Origin of the sequence: Pseudomonas sp. Sample_16 (assembly GCF_004307665.1) — a bacterium.
Classification (GTDB): Bacteria; Pseudomonadota; Gammaproteobacteria; order Pseudomonadales; family Pseudomonadaceae; genus Aquipseudomonas.
Genome location: NZ_RCOB01000207.1, coordinates 1 through 20964, shown reverse-complemented (window position 1 = coordinate 20964; position 20964 = coordinate 1). Strand labels below are relative to the sequence as shown.

Sequence of the window (20964 nt, the reverse complement as noted above, 5' to 3'; positions counted from 1 at the left end):
AAAAGACCGGCGTCGCTTTTCCGTGGCGAGGGAGCTTGCTCCCGCTCGGGCGCCAAGCGGTCGCAAATCGGCAGGCAAGGTGTGCCAGAAAGCACCGGGTTGCAGATTTCACGACTGCTGCGCAGCCGAACGGGAGCAAGCTCCTTCGCCGCATGAGCCTCGCTCCTACAATAAAGACAATAGGGGTCGTCATGGATCAACCCAATGTAAGCCCGCAACGCAGTTACACTCGTGGTTCCCAGGACAAAGCCTTGCTGGCGATGACTATCGGCCAGGCGTTCGATAATACGGTCGCGCAGTACCCGGCCGGGGAGGCGCTGGTCGTGCGCCATCAACAGTTGCGCTACACCTGGCGACAACTGGCGGACGCCGCGGACCTGCACGCCAGGGCATTGCTGGCATTGGGGCTGAAGGCCGGTGACCGCCTCGGCATCTGGGCGCCGAACTGCGCACAATGGTGCATCACGCAGATCGCCACGGCGAAAATCGGCGTGATCCTGGTCAACATCAATCCTGCCTATCGCAGTTCCGAACTCGAATACGTATTAAAGCAATCAGGCTGCCAATGGCTGGTGTGTGCCGGCGCGTTCAAGACCTCCGACTACCACGCGATGTTGCAAGGTCTGGTGCCGGAACTGGCTGAACAATCCATCGGTAAGCTGAGCTGTGAAAAACTGCCGGAGCTGCGCGGCGTGATCAGTCTGGATGCTCAGCCGCCCAGCGGTTTCCTGCCGTGGTCGCAACTGGCTGATCTGGCGGGCAGTGTGTCGGCCGAGCAACTGCGCGAGCGCCAGGACAGCCTGCATTTCGATCAGGCGGTCAACATCCAGTACACCTCTGGCACGACGGGTTTTCCCAAGGGTGCGACTCTCAGTCACTACAACATTCTCAACAACGGTTACATGGTCGGCGAGAGCCTGGGCCTGACCGCCGCGGATCGCCTGGTGATCCCGGTGCCGTTGTATCACTGCTTCGGCATGGTCATGGGCAATCTCGGCTGCATCACCCATGGCAGCACGATGATCTACCCCAACGATGCGTTTGATCCGCTGTTGACGCTGCGCACCGTCGCCGAAGAAAACGCCACGGCGCTGTACGGCGTGCCGACCATGTTCATCGCCATGCTCGATCAGCCGCAGCGTGCCGAGTTCGACCTGTCGAGCCTGCGCACCGGGATCATGGCCGGGGCGACGTGCCCGATCGAAGTCATGCGCCGGGTCATCAGTGACATGCACATGAACGAAGTGCAGATTGCCTACGGCATGACGGAAACCAGCCCGGTGTCGTTGCAGACCGGCCCTGCAGATGACCTGGAACTGCGCGTCACTACCGTCGGCCGCACTCAACCGCAACTGGAAAGCAAGATTATCGACGAAGCAGGCAACCTGGTTCCGCGCGGCACCATTGGCGAGTTGTGCACCCGTGGCTACAGCGTGATGCTGGGCTATTGGAACAATCCGCAAGGCACCGCTGAAGCCATCGATCAGGCGGGCTGGATGCACACCGGCGATCTGGCGAGCATGAATGACGAAGGTTACGTGTGCATCGCCGGACGTAACAAGGACATGATTATTCGCGGCGGCGAGAACATTTATCCGCGAGAGCTGGAGGAATTTTTCTTCACTCATCCGGCTATCGCCGACGTGCAGGTCATCGGTATCCCTTGTTCCCGTTATGGCGAGGAGATAGTCGCCTGGGTCAAATTCCACCCCGGGCACAGCGCTACCGAAGAAGAGCTGAAAGACTGGTGCAAGACGCGCATCGCGCATTTCAAGACCCCGCGGTATTTCAAGTTTGTCGACGAATTCCCAATGACCGTGACCGGCAAAGTCCAGAAATTCCGCATGCGCGAAATCAGCATTGAGGAATTGGCCATTCCTTGAAAACGGGCGCATCAAAATATTGCTGGAAACGTCATCGGTGCCGTTTGCCGATGACGTTTCGGGTTTCAAGTCCGTGGTTTTCGAGAGGGTGGTAACTATATATATTTCACATTCGATTAATGGTTTTTGTTCGAGGTTGTTTCTTCGGGTGCTTGCAGTTTTTTAGTCTTTTTTAGCGCCGTGAAGGCGCGTAGTTTTTCTGCCTGGGTATTTTATTCAAGGCGGAAATACGATGACACAAACATTGGCTGACGTGGGCAATTGGCAAGAAAAGCCCGAAGTAATTGGCGACAAGAGCATTCATATAGACTTTATAGAAAACAGTCTGCCGGAGTGGTTGGTACGCAGCCCTCTGCACAGAATCGGCGCTCTGAAACACGCCCGATTGGAGATTCCGCAATGGTACAAGTCTGCATCAACGGACCAGCATCAGGCAGTGGCCAGCGCTCTGAAAGAAAGCTGGGATTCACAAAACGCTATCGATGAAATCGTCACCAGCCAAGAGAATGTCTATGCATTCGGTAAACGATTACTCCAAGCCAGGTTGAAATCCAGATACGGTATTGAAGAAGACGTCGAACAGACGTTTGTACGTCTTTATTGGCGCAAAGGACACATCGTCCACGGCTTCAAGATTCGTACAGTTTCCTTGTTGGATGCGGCACTGCATAACTTCGCAAGTTCCGAAGTTTTTCACTCTGATTCGATGTTCATCACTGCTCCCGACGCCCGTGGTCATTTTGATGTAAAGGGCGCGACGCTTGGGGCGATGGGGATTGCGCAGTTTGTGGAACTTTGCCGAAATCTGGATATTGGCGCCAGGCACAGTCGATATCTCAGAAGTTTGTTACTTCCTCTGGATGGCTTGGGTGAGCGAATACTTCAACGGAAAATCATCAAAAGTCAAAAAGCCGCAATGAGCACTGCGGCGCACCTCGCGTTGATGAAACGGGACATTGATGAGAGTGCCCACGCGGTGGTCATGGGCATCATCAACGAACAGCGCAATGTGTATTGGGCTGGCAAGAGAATAAGCACTTACAACTTGGAAATGCTCGGCGTAGTGCTGAGCCAGATTGTCGTCATTAGCGCCACAGAGCGTTCCTCAAACCATCTTGATCCTGTCATTGCCTACGTTCCCCATGATCCCGAACATCCGCTGAAAATGTATGCATCGGGAGCAGACTTTACCGGCGAGTTGATTCGCCAGTTTCGCGACAAACCTGCACCTGGACGGCAAGGCACTGCGCTCAGCGTGACCTCCGCCATACAGCAACCTGCCCGGGCTGAAAGTTATCAACATTTCTTCACTCAATTTGTTCCGCACAAGCAGCGAGGGCATTTTCTCGCACTGCTCAATTATCGCCTGCGCGGGATTAAATGGCATGAAGTGCAACCGGGTGAGGGGCAGCCTGCCTGGCGCGAAGAGGACATCGCTCAGCCTAATCTGGAATATAAATTTCACCCGTTCGAGGCCGACACCGAAAATCGCTTTGATGGCAATGTCTGGCCATACCTCTATCGGATGTCGATCAACCGGGTTCTCAACGACGCCCGCGAAATTGCGATATCCACGGCCTACGCTGACCGGATGGCGCGCTGGGACTGGTGGGACAACCTGGAAAAGTTAGCTTCCCAGGCGCTCAATGTGGCGCTGCTGGTGGTAACGCCGTTTGTACCGTTTCTAGGCGAGTTGATGATGGCGTATACCGCCTATCAACTGACCAGCGACATCATCGAAGGCGTCATGGACCTGGCGCTGGGACTGGGCACCGAGGCCGCCGAACATTTGGTCGGGGTGGTGGAAAGTGTCGTTCAACTGGGGATGTTTGCCGCGGGAGCAGAGATCGGGAAATTGATCCTCCCCAAGCTTTCGCCTGTCATCGAACAGGCCATTGTTGTCGAGTCGCCGAAAGGTAAAAAGTTGTGGTATCCAGATCTGGATCCCTATACCCAGCGCAACCTGGCGCTGCCGGAAAATTCCACACCGGACGAATTGGGGATGCATCGTCACCAAAACAAGAAAATCCTGCCCCTCGATGGCAAGCATTTTGAACTCAAGGATGAGCCCCAGACAGGACACTACCGATTGCAGCACCCTGATCGAGCCGAGGCTTATCAACCGGTCGTCAGGCATAACGCAAACGGTGCACTGGTCATCGAGGGCGAAAAGCCCAGGTCCTGGGATGAGCAAACCCTGATGCGGCGACTCGGGCCAACGGTTGCGCCATTCAGCGACAGCGAGCTAGCGGACATTCGTGCCATCAGCGGCACCGATGAAGGAGAATTGCGCAGGATCTACACCCGGAATGAGCCCGCGCCGCCTCTGCTGGAAGACACCATCAAACGCTACAAGGTGCTGGAAGACATCGATCTGACCAAAGCTCGGATTCGCGCGGGGCAACCCATGGATCCTTCGTCTAACTGGTTTGCACAGTTGGTGACCGATTTTGACGGATGGCCGAGTGACAGAGCGTTGGAGGTCTTTCAACAATCCGACCTGAACGGACCCTCGCACAAATACGGAAAAGCCGATGCCAATGCGGACAATACCCTCAGGATCAGCCTGGCCGATGTCATGAATGGACAGTTGCCGGAACGCGTGGTGAATTTTCTCCAAGAGGGCGAACTGAGGGCGCTGCTGGGAGGGGAGTTCTCCCGGGACCAACAGGTGCAACAACTGCGCAATCAACTGGCTGATCACGTTGAGGGGAGGCGAGGCAGTGTGTTCAATAATATCTATCGTTTTCGCGAGCGACCTGGCAATACGAATTCCCGGCTTGTGCAACGTGAGTTTCCGAACCTTCCGCGCAGCGTCGTCGAGCAAGTGCTGGCGCGTGCCGACGCGACCGAGCAAGCGGTGATGACCAACGAAGGCCGGATGCCGTTGCGGCTGAAGAACCTCGCTCGCGAACTCGAATTTGAAGCCCGTGCCGTCCGTGCTTACGAAGGCTTTTATCAGGATGCGTTGTTCACGCCAGAAACCGAAAAGCTGAACCTCAGGGCGCTCGCCGTCTACAGCGATGCATTGGCTGATTTGCGAATCGAAATTCACTCCGGCACCTGGGATGGACCTTTGCGCAACAGCGTGGGGGCTGAAAAGGCTTCCACACTCAAGCATTTGGTGCGCGACGAGAACGGCCTTTACGAAGTCTGTGATGCGCAAGGTCGCAAGCTGCGGGACGCCACTGATTTTTTTGAGGCGATTTTATATGCGCTGCCGGCACAAGAAAGGGCTCAGTTGGGCTTGCGTCCGGGCCAGGGGCCGCGGCTCAAACAATGGCTGATGGAAAAGTTGCTGCCACCCACTGAGCGTCGAATCGCTCTGGCTGAACCCCCTGTGCGCATCACGCCAGACCTGGAGGACGCCAGCTTACTCAAGGGACCGGTCTACAGCAAAATCAGTAAATGGCATCAGGACCGGGTCAGGGAGCAACGACTGCGGGCGCTGTATCCGGGTCATAGCCCTGAGGAATTGAACGCGGTCGTGCAGGCCTTGAGCACCGATACGTCAATCACCCTGGAAATGCTCGAACAGGAGAAGCTGCAGTTGGCAAGCCAATTGAACGGGTGGGAAAGATCATTCCGGGACAGCGGTTTCTGGCCTGAAACGCGTCGCCGGTTTTGCACCGAACTGCTCAAGGCCTGGGAGTCGCCGTCCAGAGTGTTCAGGGACGAAACCGGTGATCGGCGATTCGGTGTCAGGCTGCAGGTGCCGAATGTTGAGATGGATTTACTGTTGCTGGAGTTTCCGCAGTTGACGGCTAACTTCCGTAAGGTGACCAGCCTGAATCTGTCGGGTCGCAATTTCAATCAGGCTCACAACGCTTTTCTGGAGTTGTTTCCCAAACTCGAGGCGCTCGGTTTGGCGGGCAATGAACTCGAAAGGGTGCCCGATGCCGTCGCAAAACTGCGTAACCTGCAACATCTGGATCTTTCCTCAAACCAAATTGCACTGTCTGCGCAAGACGTGGCTCAGCTCAGGGAATTGCGGCGATTACGGGAGTTGCGCCTCAACGGCAACCCGCAGTTGACGGCTGTGCCGGACATCAGCCAGATGCCGGATCTGCGAGAACTCGACCTCAGTGGCACCGGTGTACAAGACTGGCCGGTCGGTCTCTTTGCCAGTCCCCGTGATCAGTCATTCCGGTTGGAATTGAACAACACCGCGATCAAACACATACCCGAAGTTGCACCGGGCTCCGCCAAAGCAGAAACCATTGCTCGCACCAGGCTCGATCGTAAAAAGCTCGAGTTCGATGATCAGGCGCGTTTTGCAGACTACAGGGAATCAGTCGGGCTGGACCCTGAACGCACTTACGAGCCCAAGGGGGACAGCAGTTTCTGGCTGGAGGAGGTCGACGTCGCCGAACAGCCAGAACTCCAGGAACTCTGGGATAGCGTTGAACGTGAGCATGGCTCCCAAGGTTTTTTCGAGGTGATCAAGCAGCTGGAGGAATCCGAGCATTTCGAGACGATCGAAGACCAAGAGGCTTATGAGGACAATCGGGACGACCTTACTCGTCGCGTCTGGCGCATGCTCGAAGCCGTTTCCTATGATGATGTGTTACGCGATCGATTGTTCAAGAACGCGAGCTTTCCAGGGCTGTGTGCGGATGGGGGCGCGGGAATCTTCAATGATATGGGGATCGAGGTGCTGGCGTCGGAGCACAATCGATACTTCCTGCCCGAGCAACGGGAGCTCAAGCAGGCGGTGTTGGCCAAAGGCGCAGCGCGTCGTAAACATCTCGACGAAGTCATCAGGGGCGATATTGCCCACCGCATCAAGCCGGTTGCAGAAGGCGGGTTGGGGCAGCACTTCAGAGGGCAGATGGTCGATGGCGTGCCTGAAAGACGAGGTTTGCTTGAGGTAGAAATCTATCTCGCCTATCACACCCGGCTCGCAGACGCTCTGGATTTGCCCTGGTTATCCGAGCACATGACATACCGCCGACAGGCGTTGGTCACCCAAGCCCAGATTGCTGCTGCCCAAGAGACGGTGCTGGCCATGGGGGAGGGTGACGGCCTGGTCAACAAGATGTTGCTTGAACCCTACTGGGAAAACTGTTTGAAGGAACAGTACAGCACTCAATTACAGGCTTACAGTGAACGTTATGACCAACAGTACGAATCGCTTGATGATTTGCTGTCGGCTCATGACGATTGGATAAACGCACAGCATCAGGCGCCTGAAAGCAACGCGCAACTCAAGAGCCGTCTGGAGACGCTGGCCCTGGAACTGAGTGATCTTGGTGTTACCCAAGCCGAGATATTGAGCACTGAGCCCATCTCGCAAACGCGCTCCAGCGAACTTCTCAACAAGCTGGGTTATCAACGCGACGAACTGCTGCGCCAGTTGACACGCGACGCATTAACGCGCGCCAAAGGGGTCAGGAATCGCGACTAGGCAATAAAGATTCAAGTGATGGATTGTTCAAAGTGAGCCCGGGCGTGTTTTGCCGGTGCTTCAGACAAGGTTGCATTGTGCTGAAAAGCACAAAGGGGAGCCGAAGCTCCCCTTTAATTTCGTTGCGCGTGCTCTTTTTTTATTATTGAGGGGCGGTCTGTTTTTGTTTTTGGCAACCGTTGCCCTTTACCGCTGTTTTTGGCGATCCCCATCCGGGATCAAGAGCAAACGTATTTTTTTGAGCGCTGATCTACTTTCTCGCCAAGCGATCCAACCAGTTCGGGAGCTACCTGAAGGTAGTTTTATTTTTCTCTGCCCGGTTGCGGGTTACTCCGAAAAGCACCCTGAAAAGCACATCTTCTCCAAAAAAATCTGTTAGCTGCGTCTCTGCCGTGTTGTTTTTGTTATGTCAGAGTCGTTACGTCTTGTTTTTATTAGGGTTGCCGCAATTTTTTTATTCTTGTTGTGCGATAGAGATAGCAGGAGCCGTGCCAACTTTTAAAAACCCTTTAAAATCAATAGTTTGAGTTTTATGTAAGGTTTTTCGCTTCAGGCTGATCCCTACATTTTGTTTCCGTGTTACTCGAATGTGCCCACGCTTCAGCTGTTGCGGTAACACCCGGACACATTCCCCCCACTCATTGTGCGCTGCGAGCTTTGGCCACTCGCGAACCTGTAGGGCGCCCAAGCACAGAGCAAATCTGCTGGCCGGCCAGGATCAACGCGTCCAGGTCAATTCCGGTTTCGATACCCAAGCCATTGAGCAGGTACACCACATCCTCGGTAGCGACGTTACCGCTGGCGCCCTTGGCATAAGGGCAGCCACCGAGACCGGCGATGGAGCTGTCGAACACCGAGATGCCTTCCAGCAGGCTGGCGTATATGTTGGCCATGGCCTGGCCGTAAGTGTCGTGGAAATGCCCGGCCAGTCTGTCCCTTGGCACATCGGCCGACACCACTTCGAACATTCGGCGAGTCGCGCCAGCGGTGCCGGTGCCGATGGTGTCGCCCAGCGATACTTCATAGCAGCCCATGGCGTAGAGCTCGCGGGCTACCAAAGCGACCTGCTCCGGCGCCACGTGGCCTTCATAGGGGCAGCCCAGCACGCAGGACACGTATCCGCGCACGGTCACGCCGTGTTGCCTGGCCGCCTCCATGATCGGCACGAAACGCTCCAGGCTTTCGCTGATCGAGCAATTGATGTTGCGTTGGGAAAACGCTTCGGAGGCTGCCGCGAACACCGCGACTTCCTTCACTCCGCTGGCCATGGCGTCTTCAAAACCGCGCAGGTTGGGCGCGAGGGCGCCGTAGGTAACGCCCGGCTTGCGCTGGATCCGGGCGAAAACCTCAGCGGAACCGGCCATCTGTGGCACCCACTTGGGTGAAACGAAACTGCCGACTTCTATATAGCCCAGGCCTGCAGCCGTGAGGGCGTCGACCAGTTGCACCTTGTCGGCGACGCTGATGGGTTGGGCTTCGTTTTGCAGACCGTCGCGGGGGCCGACTTCGACCAGGCGTACGTTGGAGGGAAGGGACATGGGGATTCGACCTGTTGTATTTGTTTTGAGGCTACAACGATCCTGTGGGAGCGGGCTTGCCCGCGATGACGGAGGATCAGTCAGCATCAATGTTTAATGTCATGCCCTTATCGCGGGCAAGCCCGCTCCCACAGGGAATTGTGGCGGGTTATTGAATCGATTCCTGGCTTTTGAGGGTTTGCTCCAACGCCTGCACGCAGCGTTCTTCGGCGGTATCAAGCTCCAGCTTCATCTGTTCGATGTCCAGTAACTGCTGCTCCAGCTGTTCCCGACGCTCGCTGATTTTCGCCAGCATGCTGTGCAATTGCTTGGTGTTACCGCTGGACGGGTCGTAGAGCTCGATCAGTTCGCGGCATTCGGCCAGCGAGAAACCGATACGCTTGCCCCGCAGGATCAGTTTCAGGCTGACCTTGTCACGGGGCGAATAAATGCGTTCCTGGCCACGGCGCTCGGGACTGAGCAGGCCTTGCTCTTCATAAAAGCGAATGGCGCGGGTGGTGATATCGAGCTCACGGGCGAGATCGGAAATGCTGTAGGTCTGGCTGCTCATGGAGGCGCTCGCAAAAGGTCATGGCGCTAAGCTAATGGCAGGTTGACGTTTACGTCAAGGGGCAGGTTTTTTCACTGTCCTTGCTGGCCCCATCGCGAGCAGGCTCGCTCCTACAGGGGGATCTGTGTTGAGCACGAGAATTGTGTTCAATGAAAATCGAATGTAGGAGCGAGCCTGCTCGCGATGAGGCACCTAGGTATCAAGCCCTACACTTTTTCAAGCTTTTTCTCCTGCGCCGTCACCTGCTGGCACAACTCGATCATCTGCTCGCGCATCCAGCGGTTGGCCGGGTCCTGGTCGGTGCTTTCGTGCCAATAGAGGTGGGTTTCCACTGGCGGTACACCGTTGACCGGCAAGTTGAAGGCCTGCAGATCGTTACGTCGGGCGAAGCGTTCCGGCACCGTCATGACCATGTCGGTCTGCTGCATCACCTGTGATGCCATCAGGTAATGTTGCGAGCGCAGGGCGATTTTGCGCTGGATGCCCATTTTGCCGAGGGCCAGGTCGACATAGCCCAGGCCGCTGCGACGGCTGGAGATATGGATATGGGTCAGGCCCAGATACTCATCGAGCGTCAGTTTTTCCTTGCCAGCCAGTGGGTGGCCCTTGCGCATGGCGCAGACGTAGTGATCTTCCATCAACTTGACGTGGCGTACCTGGGGGTCGGTGTTCAGTGGAGCGTCCACCGCGAAATCAAGACGACCGGCCGCCAGTTCCTTGGTGGTTTCCCGGCGTTTGGACAGGAAGCTTTCGATGATCACCGTTGGTGCCAGGCGACGCAGGCGCTGGAACAGCGGTGGCAGGATCACCGCTTCGGTGAGGTCGGTCATGCTGATGCGGTAGGTCTTGTTCGCCTGTTGCGGGTTGAAAATGCGGCTTTCCTGTACGGAGATGCGCAGCAGCGACAGGGCGTTGCGCACCGGCCCGATGATGTTCTGCGCCATCGGCGTGGGCACCATGCCCTGGGCGGTGCGCACGAACAGCGGGTCATTGAAGGTCTCGCGCAACCGCGCCAGTGCGTTCGACACCGCCGGTTGGGTAATGCCGACGATCTGCCCGGCACGGGTCAGGTTGGCTTCGGTGTAGATCGCGTCGAAGACGATGAAAAGGTTGAGGTCGACCTTGCTCAGATTCATTACGCGGCTCTCTTATTGTGTTGGCGGACTGACCGTGAAGATCAGCCGATCATATATCGGTGATGAATGTTTATACACGCCGAGAATAGGCTAGGTAAATTATCAACGCTGTTCTAGCATCGATACATGACTTAAAACAACCTCCCCCAAGAAGGTATCTCGCTCATGGATTTCGCTTATTCGCCCAAGGTTCAGGAACTGCGTGAGCGCGTAACAGCGTTCATGGACACCTACGTCTATCCCGCCGAAGCCGTGTTCGAGCGCCAGGTCGCCGAAGGCGATCGCTGGCAGCCGACGGCGATCATGGAAGAACTCAAACTCAAGGCCAAGGCTGAAGGCCTGTGGAATCTGTTTCTGCCTGAGTCCGAGCTCGGTGCCGGCCTGACCAACCTCGAATACGCGCCATTGGCGGAGATCATGGGCCGCTCGCTGCTGGGGCCGGAGCCGTTCAACTGTTCGGCGCCGGACACCGGCAACATGGAAGTGCTGGTGCGTTATGCCAGCGAAGAGCAAAAGCAGCGTTGGCTTGAACCGTTGTTGCGAGGCGAGATCCGCTCGGCGTTCGCCATGACCGAACCGGACGTCGCGTCCTCCGATGCCACCAACATGGCAGCCCGTGCCGTGCGCGATGGTGACCAATGGGTGATCAATGGCAAGAAATGGTGGACGTCGGGTGCCTGCGATCCGCGCTGCAAGATCCTGATCTTCATGGGCCTGAGCAACCCCGATGCGCCGCGCCATGCCCAGCACTCGATGATTCTGGTGCCGATCGATACCCCCGGTGTGAAGATCGTGCGCCCGCTGCCGGTGTTCGGTTACGACGATGCGCCTCACGGTCACGCCGAGGTGCATTTCGAAAACGTGCGGGTGCCGTACGAAAACGTCTTGTTGGGCGAAGGACGCGGCTTCGAAATCGCTCAAGGTCGCCTTGGCCCGGGCCGAATTCACCACTGCATGCGTTCGATCGGCATGGCTGAACGTGCGCTGGAACTGATGTGCAAACGTTCGGTGAACCGCACCGCGTTCGGCAAGCCGCTGGCCCGCCTGGGCGGCAATATCGACAAGATCGCCGACTCGCGGATGGAAATCGACATGGCGCGTCTGCTGACCTTGAAAGCGGCGTACATGATGGACACCGTCGGCAACAAAGTGGCGAAAAGCGAGATCGCGCAGATCAAGGTCGTGGCGCCGAACGTGGCTTTGCGGGTCATCGACCGGGCGATCCAGATGCATGGCGGGGCAGGGGTTTCCAACGATTTCCCGTTGGCTTACATGTACGCCATGCAACGCACCCTGCGCCTGGCCGACGGCCCGGACGAAGTGCACCGTGCAGCAATCGGCAAGTTCGAAATCGGCAAGTACGTGCCGAAAGAGATGCTGCGTAGCGGGCAGTAAGACCGCGGCGCCCTCAATCGCCAGCAGGCTGGCTCCCACAGGTTCAGTGTGATCCCTGTGGGAGCCAGCCTGCTGGCGATGGCGTCAGCCCATTCAGCACATCACCATCGGATTCAATACACCCAAACCTCAACCCGTCGATTCTTGATTCGCCCTTCATCGGCATTATTGGCCGCCACCGGCATCTCGGCGCCAAAGCCGCGAACCTCGCGCAGTACCACGCCACTCTTCACCAGCTCCCGGCGTACCGCCATGGCGCGCAGTTTCGACAACAGGTCGGCACGCGCCGGATCGTCCTTGGCATCGCCAAACCCTACGAGTGTTACCTGGCGATCAGTTTTGTCGTGCTGCTCTATATAGTCGAGTACCCGGGACAAGTCCTGCCTGGCCTTGCTGTCGAGATTGGCGCTGCCTTCGTCGAAGCGGAAATTCACCGACAGCCGTTGGGCGTGGCGGCTGAGTGCCTGATAACCCTCGGGCATCAAGGCATTCGGCGAGACGGCCATGGCTTGGACGGTCTGGGCGATAAAACCGTTGGCAGCGACAATCGCCTGGCCTTTGCTGCTTTGAGCGAACGTCACCAGCGCTTGCGCCCAAGGATTTTCTCCAGTGGGTGGCAAGTAAAAGAACAAGCGGCGCGACAACGGATAGTCTTCCGTGGCGATCAGGTTATTGAGCGGCAGCATGGCCTGGGATTGACCATCGACAATCGCCACCGCTTTGGCTGATCGCACGGAGGGCAGGCCAATGAAACCGATACCTTGTGGGTCCGCACTGACCGCATCGGACAGCTGTTCACTGGATTCAAAGCGTTTCGCCGTACTGCTGAGTTTTTTCCCACGACTGCTCAGGAGCAATTCCTTGAAGGTGTCGTAGGTGCCCGACTGATCATCGCGGGCATATAGATGAATCGTCCCGCCGCTGCCGCCGAGTTCTTCCCAGGTTTTCACTTCGCCACTGAAAATCCGCGCCAGTTGCCCGGTGTCCAGTTGATTCAACGGGTTTTGCGGATGAAGGATAATCGCCAGGCCATCGATGGCGATGACTTGCTCGGCGCCGGGACTTTTCAGGTCGCCGAAAGATTCGAGGCTCAGCCATTCACTGTCCTTGATCGGCCGCGAAGAGGCCGCAAGGTCGGCGCTGCCGTTTTTCAGTGCAGCAAAACCGGTGCTGGAACCATGGGCCGCCAGTTCGACTTCGACCCGGTGCCCTTGAATGGTTTCACCGACGATGCGCAATTCATTGGCATTGTCCGGCGTTTCGCGGTGAATCTTGAGCAAGCCCTGTTCGCGCAGCAGCCCTTCGACCAACGCCGGCCCCAATGCCGCACCAATGGTGTTGGAACCCTGGATGCGCAACACCGGGCCATGGTCGGGGACCGGCAACGCGCCGGCCATGGCCGTGTGCGGCAAGCCGATGCACAGCATCAACAGGAACAATACGCGCAGCGTCATGCCGGCACCTTATATAGCCGAAGGAGGTGCCGGGAGATTAAGTCAGAAAGGTTTCTGAAATATGACGCTTTCCAGTGTGGGAGCGGGCTTTGCCTGGATTTCAGGGATCAGCTCAGCTCAAGCCAGATCGGCGCATGGTCCGAAGGTTTTTCCATGCCGCGCAGTTCGTAGTCGACGCCCGCGGCCTTGACCCGTGGCAACAGGCCATGGGACGCGAGGATCACGTCGATACGCAGGCCACGCTTGGGTTCGTCTTCAAAACCGCGGCTGCGGTAGTCGAACCAGCTGAAGACATCCGCCACATCCGGGTTCAGGTGACGGAAGCTATCGGTCAGGCCCCAGTTTTTCAGGCGGGCCATCCACTCACGCTCTTCTGGCAGAAAGCTGCATTTTCCGGTTTTCAGCCAACGCTTCATGTTGTCCGGGCCAATGCCGATGTCGCAGTCTTCCGGAGAAATGTTCACGTCCCCCATGACCACCAGCGGCTGCTCATTCTTGAACTGGTTTTCCAGCAGTAGCTGCAAATCGCTGTAGAAACGTTGCTTGGCCGGAAACTTGGTCGGGTGGTCGCGGCTTTCTCCCTGCGGGAAATAGCCGTTCATGATCGTCACCGGCACGCCATTGGCATCGGCGAAGGTGCCCCAGATAAAACGCCGTTGCGCGTCTTCTTCGTCGGTGGCGAAACCTTTATGCAGGGCCAGCGGCTCCTGGCGCGAGAGCAGGGCGACACCGTAATGACCCTTTTGGCCGTGGAAATACACGTGATAGCCCAGGGCTTTGACTTCTTCAAGCGGGAACTGGTCGTCGTGGACCTTGGTTTCCTGCAGCCCGATCACATCCGGCTGATGCTTTTCGATCAGCGCCGCCAGCTGATGGGGACGGGCGCGCAGCCCGTTGATGTTGAAGGAGACAATCTTCATGGTCGGCAGTCCTGGCAAAAGGGCGATGCTAGCTGACCTGTAGGAATCGGGCCAGAGGCAGGGAAGGGGATTTACCGTGTTCTGACAGATCTGTGTCAGTAGGTCTGGCCTCATCGCGGGCAAGCCCGCTCCCACAGGTTTCGTGGCTGACGCAAATTTTGTGGGCGACAAAACCCACTGTGGGAGCGGGCTCGCCCGCGATGGGGCCGGTACAGTTCCCACAATGAACGAGTCTGGTCTATACCTGTGGGGGAACTGTGTCGTCGCCCAAAGGCTCGTACCTATAAGAGCGCAGCCATCCGAGCTGTGCCGGGGAGAACAACCGTCATGCCCGAAACCGCCACCGCCATCGCCGATATCCACATGCTCGACAGCGGCTATTCCCGCGAAGCGCGATCCCTGTTGTATCAGGCTTACCGGCACGAGCCGACCTTTGGCTACCTGTTCGAGGCCGAGCGCCCCGGTTATGAACAGCGGGTTCGTGCGACCGTGCGCGAACTGGTCAAGCAACACTTTCTGCAGGATTTGCCGGCCATCGGCCTGCTGGTCAATGACCGCTTGATCGGTATCGCCCTGATCGCACCGCCCCAGCGACGGCTGGGCATCACCGAGAGTTGGGCCTGGCGCTTGCGCATGGTGCTCAGCACCGGATTCCGTTGCACCCGGCGCTACCTCGAATATCACGATGCCGTGGCAGCGTGTTCGCCGTCCGATTCGGTTCACGTCTTGCCGTTGCTGGGGATTCATCCGCAATTCCAGGGCAAACACTTCGGTGAGCAATTGCTGCAAGCGGTGCACAACTGGTGCGCGGTGGATGAAAACTCCCAGGGTGTGATCCTCGACACCGGCAACCCGCGTTATCTGGAGTTCTACAAGCGTCAGGGTTATGAGGAAATTGGCGAGGTGGCCGTTGGGCCGATTCGCGAACATGTGTTTTTTCACGCCAACCCACAGGTGGTGCAGAGCGCAACCGCGTAAGGTCGAACTTTGCGCGACCTCCAGGCTCTATCACGCTCCCAAGCTCGTGATAGCATCCGCGCCTATGAAGTTTCCAGGAAGAATTACCAGTGGCGTGCTGATGCTGATCACCAGCTGCGCGGCGCTGGCGCAAAGTGAATTGGATGTGCGGATCAAACCGTCCAACGATGAACTCAAAGCCAATATAGAGGGCTATATCGGCAGCCTCGGCGATCGTGACGAAGAAGCCTTGCTGCGCTTCAGTCGCGGCGCCGAGGAGCAGGCGCGCAAGGCTGCCCAGGCTTTGGGTTATTACCAGCCGCAGATCGACAGCGACGTGAAGGGCGGCGACAAACCGCGCCTGATACTCAACATCGACCCCGGCGAGCCGGTGCATTTGCGTAATGTGACCATCCGCATCGACGGCCCGGCGGCCTCGCTGAAATCCTTTCGCGTTCCGCAAAACCATGCGCTGCAAACCGGCGCCGTGCTCAATCATGGTCAGTACGACAACGCCAAGCGACTGATCCAGAATCAGGCTTCGCGGTACGGCTTTTTCAGCGGCCATTTCACCCGTTCGAAACTGTCGGTCGACCCGCGTGCCGGCGTGGCCGATATCGAATTGATCTATGACAGCGGCCCGCGCTACTCGCTGGGCAAGGTCAAGTTTGAAGGCGACACGCCGTTCGATGAAGATCTGCTGCAACGCATGGTGCCGTTCAAGGCCGGAACGCCCTACGATTCCGAACTGATCGCCGAGCTTAACCAGGCACTGCAATCGAGCGGCTATTTCGAGGGCGTGCGGGTCGATGCGGCGCCGACAGCGTCCAGGAATGAAGTGATTCCAGTGGACGTCAAACTGGAAACCCGCAAGCCACGCACCATGGGCCTGGGCCTGGGTTATTCCACGGACGTTGGTCCGCGAGTGAAGGCCAACTGGACCCGGCACTGGGTCAACCCACAAGGCCACAGCTACGGTTGGGAAGCAGAAGTTTCGGCGCCTCGGCAAAACGTCGGCTTGTTCTACGACATTCCGCTGGACCCGCCGCTGACCGACAAACTGCGTTTCGCCGGTGGTTACCAGAGCGAAGAAATCGCCGACAAGGACAGCCTCAGCAAGTTGCTGACCGTCGGCCCGGAATGGCACAGCAAGCTGCCCAGTGGTTGGCAACGAGTGGTTTCGCTCAAGTGGCAGCGCGAGGAATACCGGCTCGGTGACGACTCCGGCCTCAGTACCCTGTTGATGCCGGGCGTCAGCTATTCGTACCTCAAAAGCGACAACCGCATCGACCCGCACAACGGCTATCGCCTGCAATTCGAAAGCAAAGTGGCCAAGGAAGGCCTGGGCTCGGACAACAACTTGCTGTACGGCACCGCACTGGTCAAAGGCCTGACCACCGTCTTCGACAAGCACCGCTTGCTCGGTCGGGTGCAAGTCGGTGGCAGCGCCACCAATGGCTATAAGTCGATACCGCCGTCGCTGCGCTTTTTCGCCGGTGGCGACCAGAGTGTGCGGGGTTACGACTACCAGAGCCTGTCCCCGGAAAACAATGAAGGCGACCGCATCGGCGGCCGTTACATGGTCGCCGCCAGCGCCGAGTACCAATATTCCGTCGCTGAAAAATGGCGGGTCGCAACCTTCGTCGATCAGGGTAACTCCTTCAATACACTCGAACTGCCAAACCTCAAGACCGGGGTCGGTATCGGTGTGCGCTGGGTGTCTCCGGTGGGGCCGATTCGCCTCGACCTGGCCCATGCGCTGGACGACGATGGCGGTATCCGATTGCACTTCTCCATGGGGCCTGAGCTGTGAAGCGTGTGTATGTGAAGCGTGGCTTGAAAGTCACGCTGCTGGCCGTTCTGGCGCTGCTCATGTTGCTGGTTTTGACCCTGGGCACAGTGCTGGGTACGGCGACGGGCAGCCGCTGGGCGCTCGGTTTTGTGCCGGGGTTGACCCTGGATAATTTCCACGGGCGCCTGGGCGGACAGTGGAGCGCCGATCGTGTGTCATGGCAGCAAGACACCAGCCGGGTTGAACTGAGTAAAGTCATCTTCGCCTGGTCGCCGCTGTGCCTGACCCGCATGACCTTGTGCATCGATCAACTGCAGGCTGATCAGGTGAGCCTGCAGTTCCCGCCGGGTGAGCAAGAGCAGGGCAGCGGGCCGATCAGCCTTCCGGATCTGAAACTGCCGGTGGCGCTCGAACTGGGAGATATCCAAGTCGGCAGCCTGCTGTTCAACGGCAGTGAGCAACTCAAGGGGTTGCAGCTCGCGGCGCACTGGACCGAAAAGGGCATGCAGATCGACTCGGTGAAAGTGCAGCGTGACGATCTGAGCCTGAACCTCTCGGGGCATCTGCAGCCCGGTGGAAACTGGCCGCTCAACGCCGAAGGCCAGTTGACCCTGTCGACCCCGGCGCCCTGGACATTGGCGTTGAAGATTGATGGCGACCTGCTGAAAACCCTGAACCTGAAAGCCGACAGCAGCGGCTATCTCAACGGGCAGCTGTCCGGCGAGCTGCAACCTCTGGTGGAAAACCTGCCGGCCAAGGTGCGCATCACCGCCGATGGCTTCAAACCGAGTGCCGATCTGCCGGACACCTTACAGCTCAACCAACTGGAACTCACCGGCGCGGGTGACCTGAAAAACGGCTATGCGTTGATTGGCCACGCGACGCTGCCCGCCGAACAGGGCCCGGTCGCGCTGGCGCTGCAGGGCAAGGTCGACGCCAACGGCGCGCAGATCGCTGCACTGGACCTGACGGCCAGCGACAAGCAAAGCCTCAAGCTCACAGGGCAACTGGACTGGAGCAAAGGCCTGAGTGCCGAGGCCAGAATCGACTGGCTGGATTTCCCCTGGCACCGCCTCTACCCGCTGATCGACGAGCCGCAAGTAACCCTGCGCAGCTTCAACGGTGAAGTCTCCTATACCGATGGCAAGTATCTCGGCCACTTCAAGGCGGCGCTCGACGGTCCGGCCGGTGCGTTCAGCCTGACCAGTCCGTTCGCGGGCGACCTGACGAAAATTTATCTGCAGCAACTGCAACTCACCGCCGGGCAGGGCAAGGCCGAAGGGCACCTGAACCTGCAATTTGCCGATGGCATCGCTTGGGACACTGCGCTGGACCTGTCGGCGATCAACCCGGCGTACTGGGTCGCGGAGTTGCCGGGAACATTGGCCGGGCCGCTGCGCAGCAAAGGCGAGATGAAAGATGAAAAGCTCAGCCTCAGCGCTGACCTCGATCTGAAAGGCAAATTGCGCGGCCAACCGGCGGTGCTGCAAGCCAAGGCTGACGGCGCCGGCGAGCAATGGAACCTCAACGCCCTGCAGATTCGCCTCGGCGACAACAGCATCAATGGCAAAGGCAGTCTGCAACAGAAGCTCAGTGGCCAGATCGATATCAAGCTGCTGCGCTTGGCCCAGTTGTGGCCGCAATTGCGCGGGCAGCTCAATGGCCGGGTCGATGTCGCCGGCACGCTCAAGGCGCCGCAGGGCAAGCTCGGATTACAGGGCTCGCAACTGGCTTTCGAGGACAACCGCCTGCAAAGCCTGAATCTCGATGCAACCCTAGACAGCGCCCAGCGGGCGAAAATCGACCTCAAGGGCAGCGGCATCCAGGCGGGCGATACGTCGCTGGGCACCCTGGTTGCCAGCGGTCAGGGCGATATCAGGAACCAGAAACTGAGCCTCGACTTGCAGGGGCCGAAACTGAAGCTGGCCCTCGGCCTCGACGGTGCGCTGGACAAAGGCAACTGGCGCGGACGCCTGGCCAGTGGCGATATCCAGGCCGGTGGTCAGGACTGGAAGCTGCAAGGTCCGGCGAAACTGGAGCGCCTGGCGGACGGCAAAATCAACTTCGGCGCTCATTGCTGGGCGTCCGGCCCGGCCAGCCTGTGCGGCGAAGACCAGCGTCTGATGCCTGAACCGAAGCTGCGTTATCACCTCAAGCAGTTTCCAATCGAAAGTCTCGCGCAATGGCTGCCCAAAGACTTTGCCTGGCAAGGGCGGCTTAACGCTGACGTGCAACTGGACCTGCCCGCCAGCGGCCCGAATGGCGTGATCAGCATCGATGCCAGTGGCGGCAACCTGCGTGTGCGCGAGAAAGACCAATGGCTGGACTTCCCTTACCAGACCCTCAAGCTCACCAGCAAACTCACACCCAAACGCATCGACACCGACCTCAATTTCGTCGGCGGCAAGCTCGGTGAATTGATGGTGCAGGCTCAGATCAATCCGTTGCCGAAGAACAAGCCGCTGACCGGTTCGTTCCGCTTGAGTGGCCTGGACTTGTCGGTGGCGCGTCCCTTCGTGCCGATGGTCGAGAAACTGACCGGGCGCCTCAATGGCAGCGGCACGATTTCCGGGGGGCTGCTGACACCGCTGGTCAATGGCAGCCTGTTGCTCAGCGACGGCGAGGTGTCCGGCCCCGAGTTGCCGCTGGAAATTCAAGCCTTGCGGTTGCAGGCGGTGATCGCCGGTGAAACCGTTCAGCTCGACGGCGGCTGGAAAAGTGGCAAGACCGGGCAGGGCAGTCTGAACGGCAACATCGCCTGGGGGCAGGCGCTGGAAGTGGATCTGGCGCTCAAGGGTTCGCGATTGCCGGTCAGCATCGAACCTTACGCCAAGGTCGAAGTGGCGCCGGATCTGACCATCTCGATGAAGGGGGACGAACTGGCCATCGCCGGTAAAGTGCAGGTGCCCAAGGGCGACATCACCATTCGCGAATTGCCGCCGTCGACGGTCAAGGTTTCCGATGACACGGTGATCGTCGGTCAACAGACGGAAGAGGGCAAACCGCCGCTGGCGATGAAAATGGACATTGATGTGGTGGTCGGTGAAGAAAAACTCAGTTTTTCCGGGTTCGGCCTGACCGCGAATGTTCAGGGGCACGTGCACATCGGCGACAACATGGACACCCGTGGCGAGCTATGGCTCAACGACGGCCGCTACCGCGCCTACGGCCAGCGCCTGTCGGTGCGTCGGGCGCGGCTGTTGTTTGCCGGTCCGATCGACCAGCCGTATCTGGACGTCGAAGCGATTCGCCAGACTGACGACGTAATCGCCGGCATCCGCTTGAGCGGCAGCGCTGAACAGCCGACCACACAGATTTTTTCCGAGCCGGCCATGAGCCAGGAGCAGGCGCTTTCCTATCTGGTGCTGGGGCGTCCGCTGAGTACCAACGGTGAAGACAACAACATGCTTGCCCAGGCGGCGCTTGGTCTGGGTCTGATGGGCAGTTCGGGGGTCACTGGCAGTCTGGCGAAGAATCTGGGAATCGAGGATTTCCAGCTCGATACTCAGGGCAGCGGTAACGCCACCAGCGTTGTGGCCAGCGGGAATCTTTCGGAGAAGCTCAGTTTGCGCTATGGGGTTGGGGTGTTTGAGCCGGCTAATACCATTGCCTTGCGTTACAAGCTGAGCAAGAAGGTTTATCTGGAAGCGGCGGGTGGGGTGGCGAGTTCGCTGGATATCTTTTATAAGCGGGATTTTTAGACTAGGCGGCCTAGTAGCCGACCTGGTTCTTGGTTGGTTGAGTACATATCCGTTTCTTCGGTAACGGCTGCTGGCGGTTTCGCCCTTACGGCGAGTCCCTTTTTCAAACGCCAAAAAGGAACCAAAAGGCTCGCCCCTTACGTTCGGCCCCTCGCTAGGGCTCGGGGTACCTTCGTTCCGGCATTCATCCGGGGGCATCGCCTCCGGTCTGCTTCGCGACGACCTCCTCTC

Annotated in this window: 11 protein-coding genes; 6 read left to right on the top strand and 5 right to left on the bottom strand. The window is 58.3% G+C overall.

All coding sequences use genetic code 11. The features are described 5' to 3' along the window. Positions 1 to 191: 191 nt before the first annotated feature. Positions 192 to 1883 (top strand): AMP-binding protein, encoded by a 1692-nt coding sequence (locus D8U69_RS27395; RefSeq protein WP_130908536.1) that lies wholly within the window; start codon positions 192 to 194, stop codon positions 1881 to 1883. A 232-nt stretch (positions 1884 to 2115) separates the two neighbouring features. After that, the gene (locus tag D8U69_RS27390) at positions 2116 to 7290 is read left to right on the top strand and encodes a DUF6543 domain-containing protein (protein ID WP_130908535.1); all 5175 of its coding nucleotides are present in this window, start codon (positions 2116 to 2118) and stop codon (positions 7288 to 7290) included. A gap of 638 nt (positions 7291 to 7928) precedes the next feature. On the opposite strand, the gene D8U69_RS27380 is transcribed toward D8U69_RS27390, so the two are convergent. The 3 genes from D8U69_RS27380 to D8U69_RS27365 form a co-directional block, all read right to left on the bottom strand. After that, positions 7929 to 8828, bottom strand: coding sequence for a hydroxymethylglutaryl-CoA lyase (locus D8U69_RS27380; protein ID WP_056854646.1), 900 nt, complete (start codon positions 8826 to 8828; stop codon positions 7929 to 7931). A gap of 148 nt (positions 8829 to 8976) precedes the next feature. Beyond that, the gene (locus D8U69_RS27370; protein WP_007980992.1) at positions 8977 to 9378 is read right to left on the bottom strand and encodes a MerR family DNA-binding transcriptional regulator; all 402 of its coding nucleotides are present in this window, start codon (positions 9376 to 9378) and stop codon (positions 8977 to 8979) included. A 206-nt stretch (positions 9379 to 9584) separates the two neighbouring features. After that, complete coding sequence (locus D8U69_RS27365; protein ID WP_056854645.1) at positions 9585 to 10514, bottom strand: LysR family transcriptional regulator; 930 nt, start codon at positions 10512 to 10514, stop codon at positions 9585 to 9587. 165 nt (positions 10515 to 10679) lie between these two features. Between D8U69_RS27365 and D8U69_RS27360 the strand changes: the two genes are divergently transcribed. Continuing rightward, on the top strand, positions 10680 to 11909 hold the full coding sequence (locus D8U69_RS27360) for an acyl-CoA dehydrogenase (protein WP_130904288.1): 1230 nt from the start codon (positions 10680 to 10682) through the stop codon (positions 11907 to 11909). A 113-nt stretch (positions 11910 to 12022) separates the two neighbouring features. Here D8U69_RS27360 and D8U69_RS27355 read toward each other — a convergent pair whose 3' ends face one another. Next, the gene (locus D8U69_RS27355; protein ID WP_130908533.1) at positions 12023 to 13363 is read right to left on the bottom strand and encodes a phosphate ABC transporter substrate-binding/OmpA family protein; all 1341 of its coding nucleotides are present in this window, start codon (positions 13361 to 13363) and stop codon (positions 12023 to 12025) included. 107 nt (positions 13364 to 13470) lie between these two features. Further along, positions 13471 to 14283 carry an exodeoxyribonuclease III gene (xthA, locus tag D8U69_RS27350; RefSeq protein ID WP_130904290.1) on the bottom strand — a complete coding sequence of 271 codons (813 nt, stop codon included), beginning with the start codon at positions 14281 to 14283 and terminating at the stop codon, positions 13471 to 13473. Positions 14284 to 14610: 327 nt separating this feature from the next. Here xthA and D8U69_RS27345 point away from each other — a divergent pair, with 327 nt between their 5' ends. From D8U69_RS27345 to D8U69_RS27335, 3 genes are all read left to right on the top strand, one after another. Beyond that, on the top strand, positions 14611 to 15261 hold the full coding sequence (locus D8U69_RS27345) for a GNAT family N-acetyltransferase (RefSeq protein WP_056854641.1): 651 nt from the start codon (positions 14611 to 14613) through the stop codon (positions 15259 to 15261). 64 nt (positions 15262 to 15325) lie between these two features. Next, positions 15326 to 17053 carry an autotransporter assembly complex family protein gene (locus tag D8U69_RS27340; RefSeq protein ID WP_130904291.1) on the top strand — a complete coding sequence of 576 codons (1728 nt, stop codon included), beginning with the start codon at positions 15326 to 15328 and terminating at the stop codon, positions 17051 to 17053. A gap of 11 nt (positions 17054 to 17064) precedes the next feature. Beyond that, on the top strand, positions 17065 to 20733 hold the full coding sequence (locus D8U69_RS27335; protein ID WP_130908539.1) for a translocation/assembly module TamB domain-containing protein: 3669 nt from the start codon (positions 17065 to 17067) through the stop codon (positions 20731 to 20733). Positions 20734 to 20964: the final 231 nt, after the last annotated feature.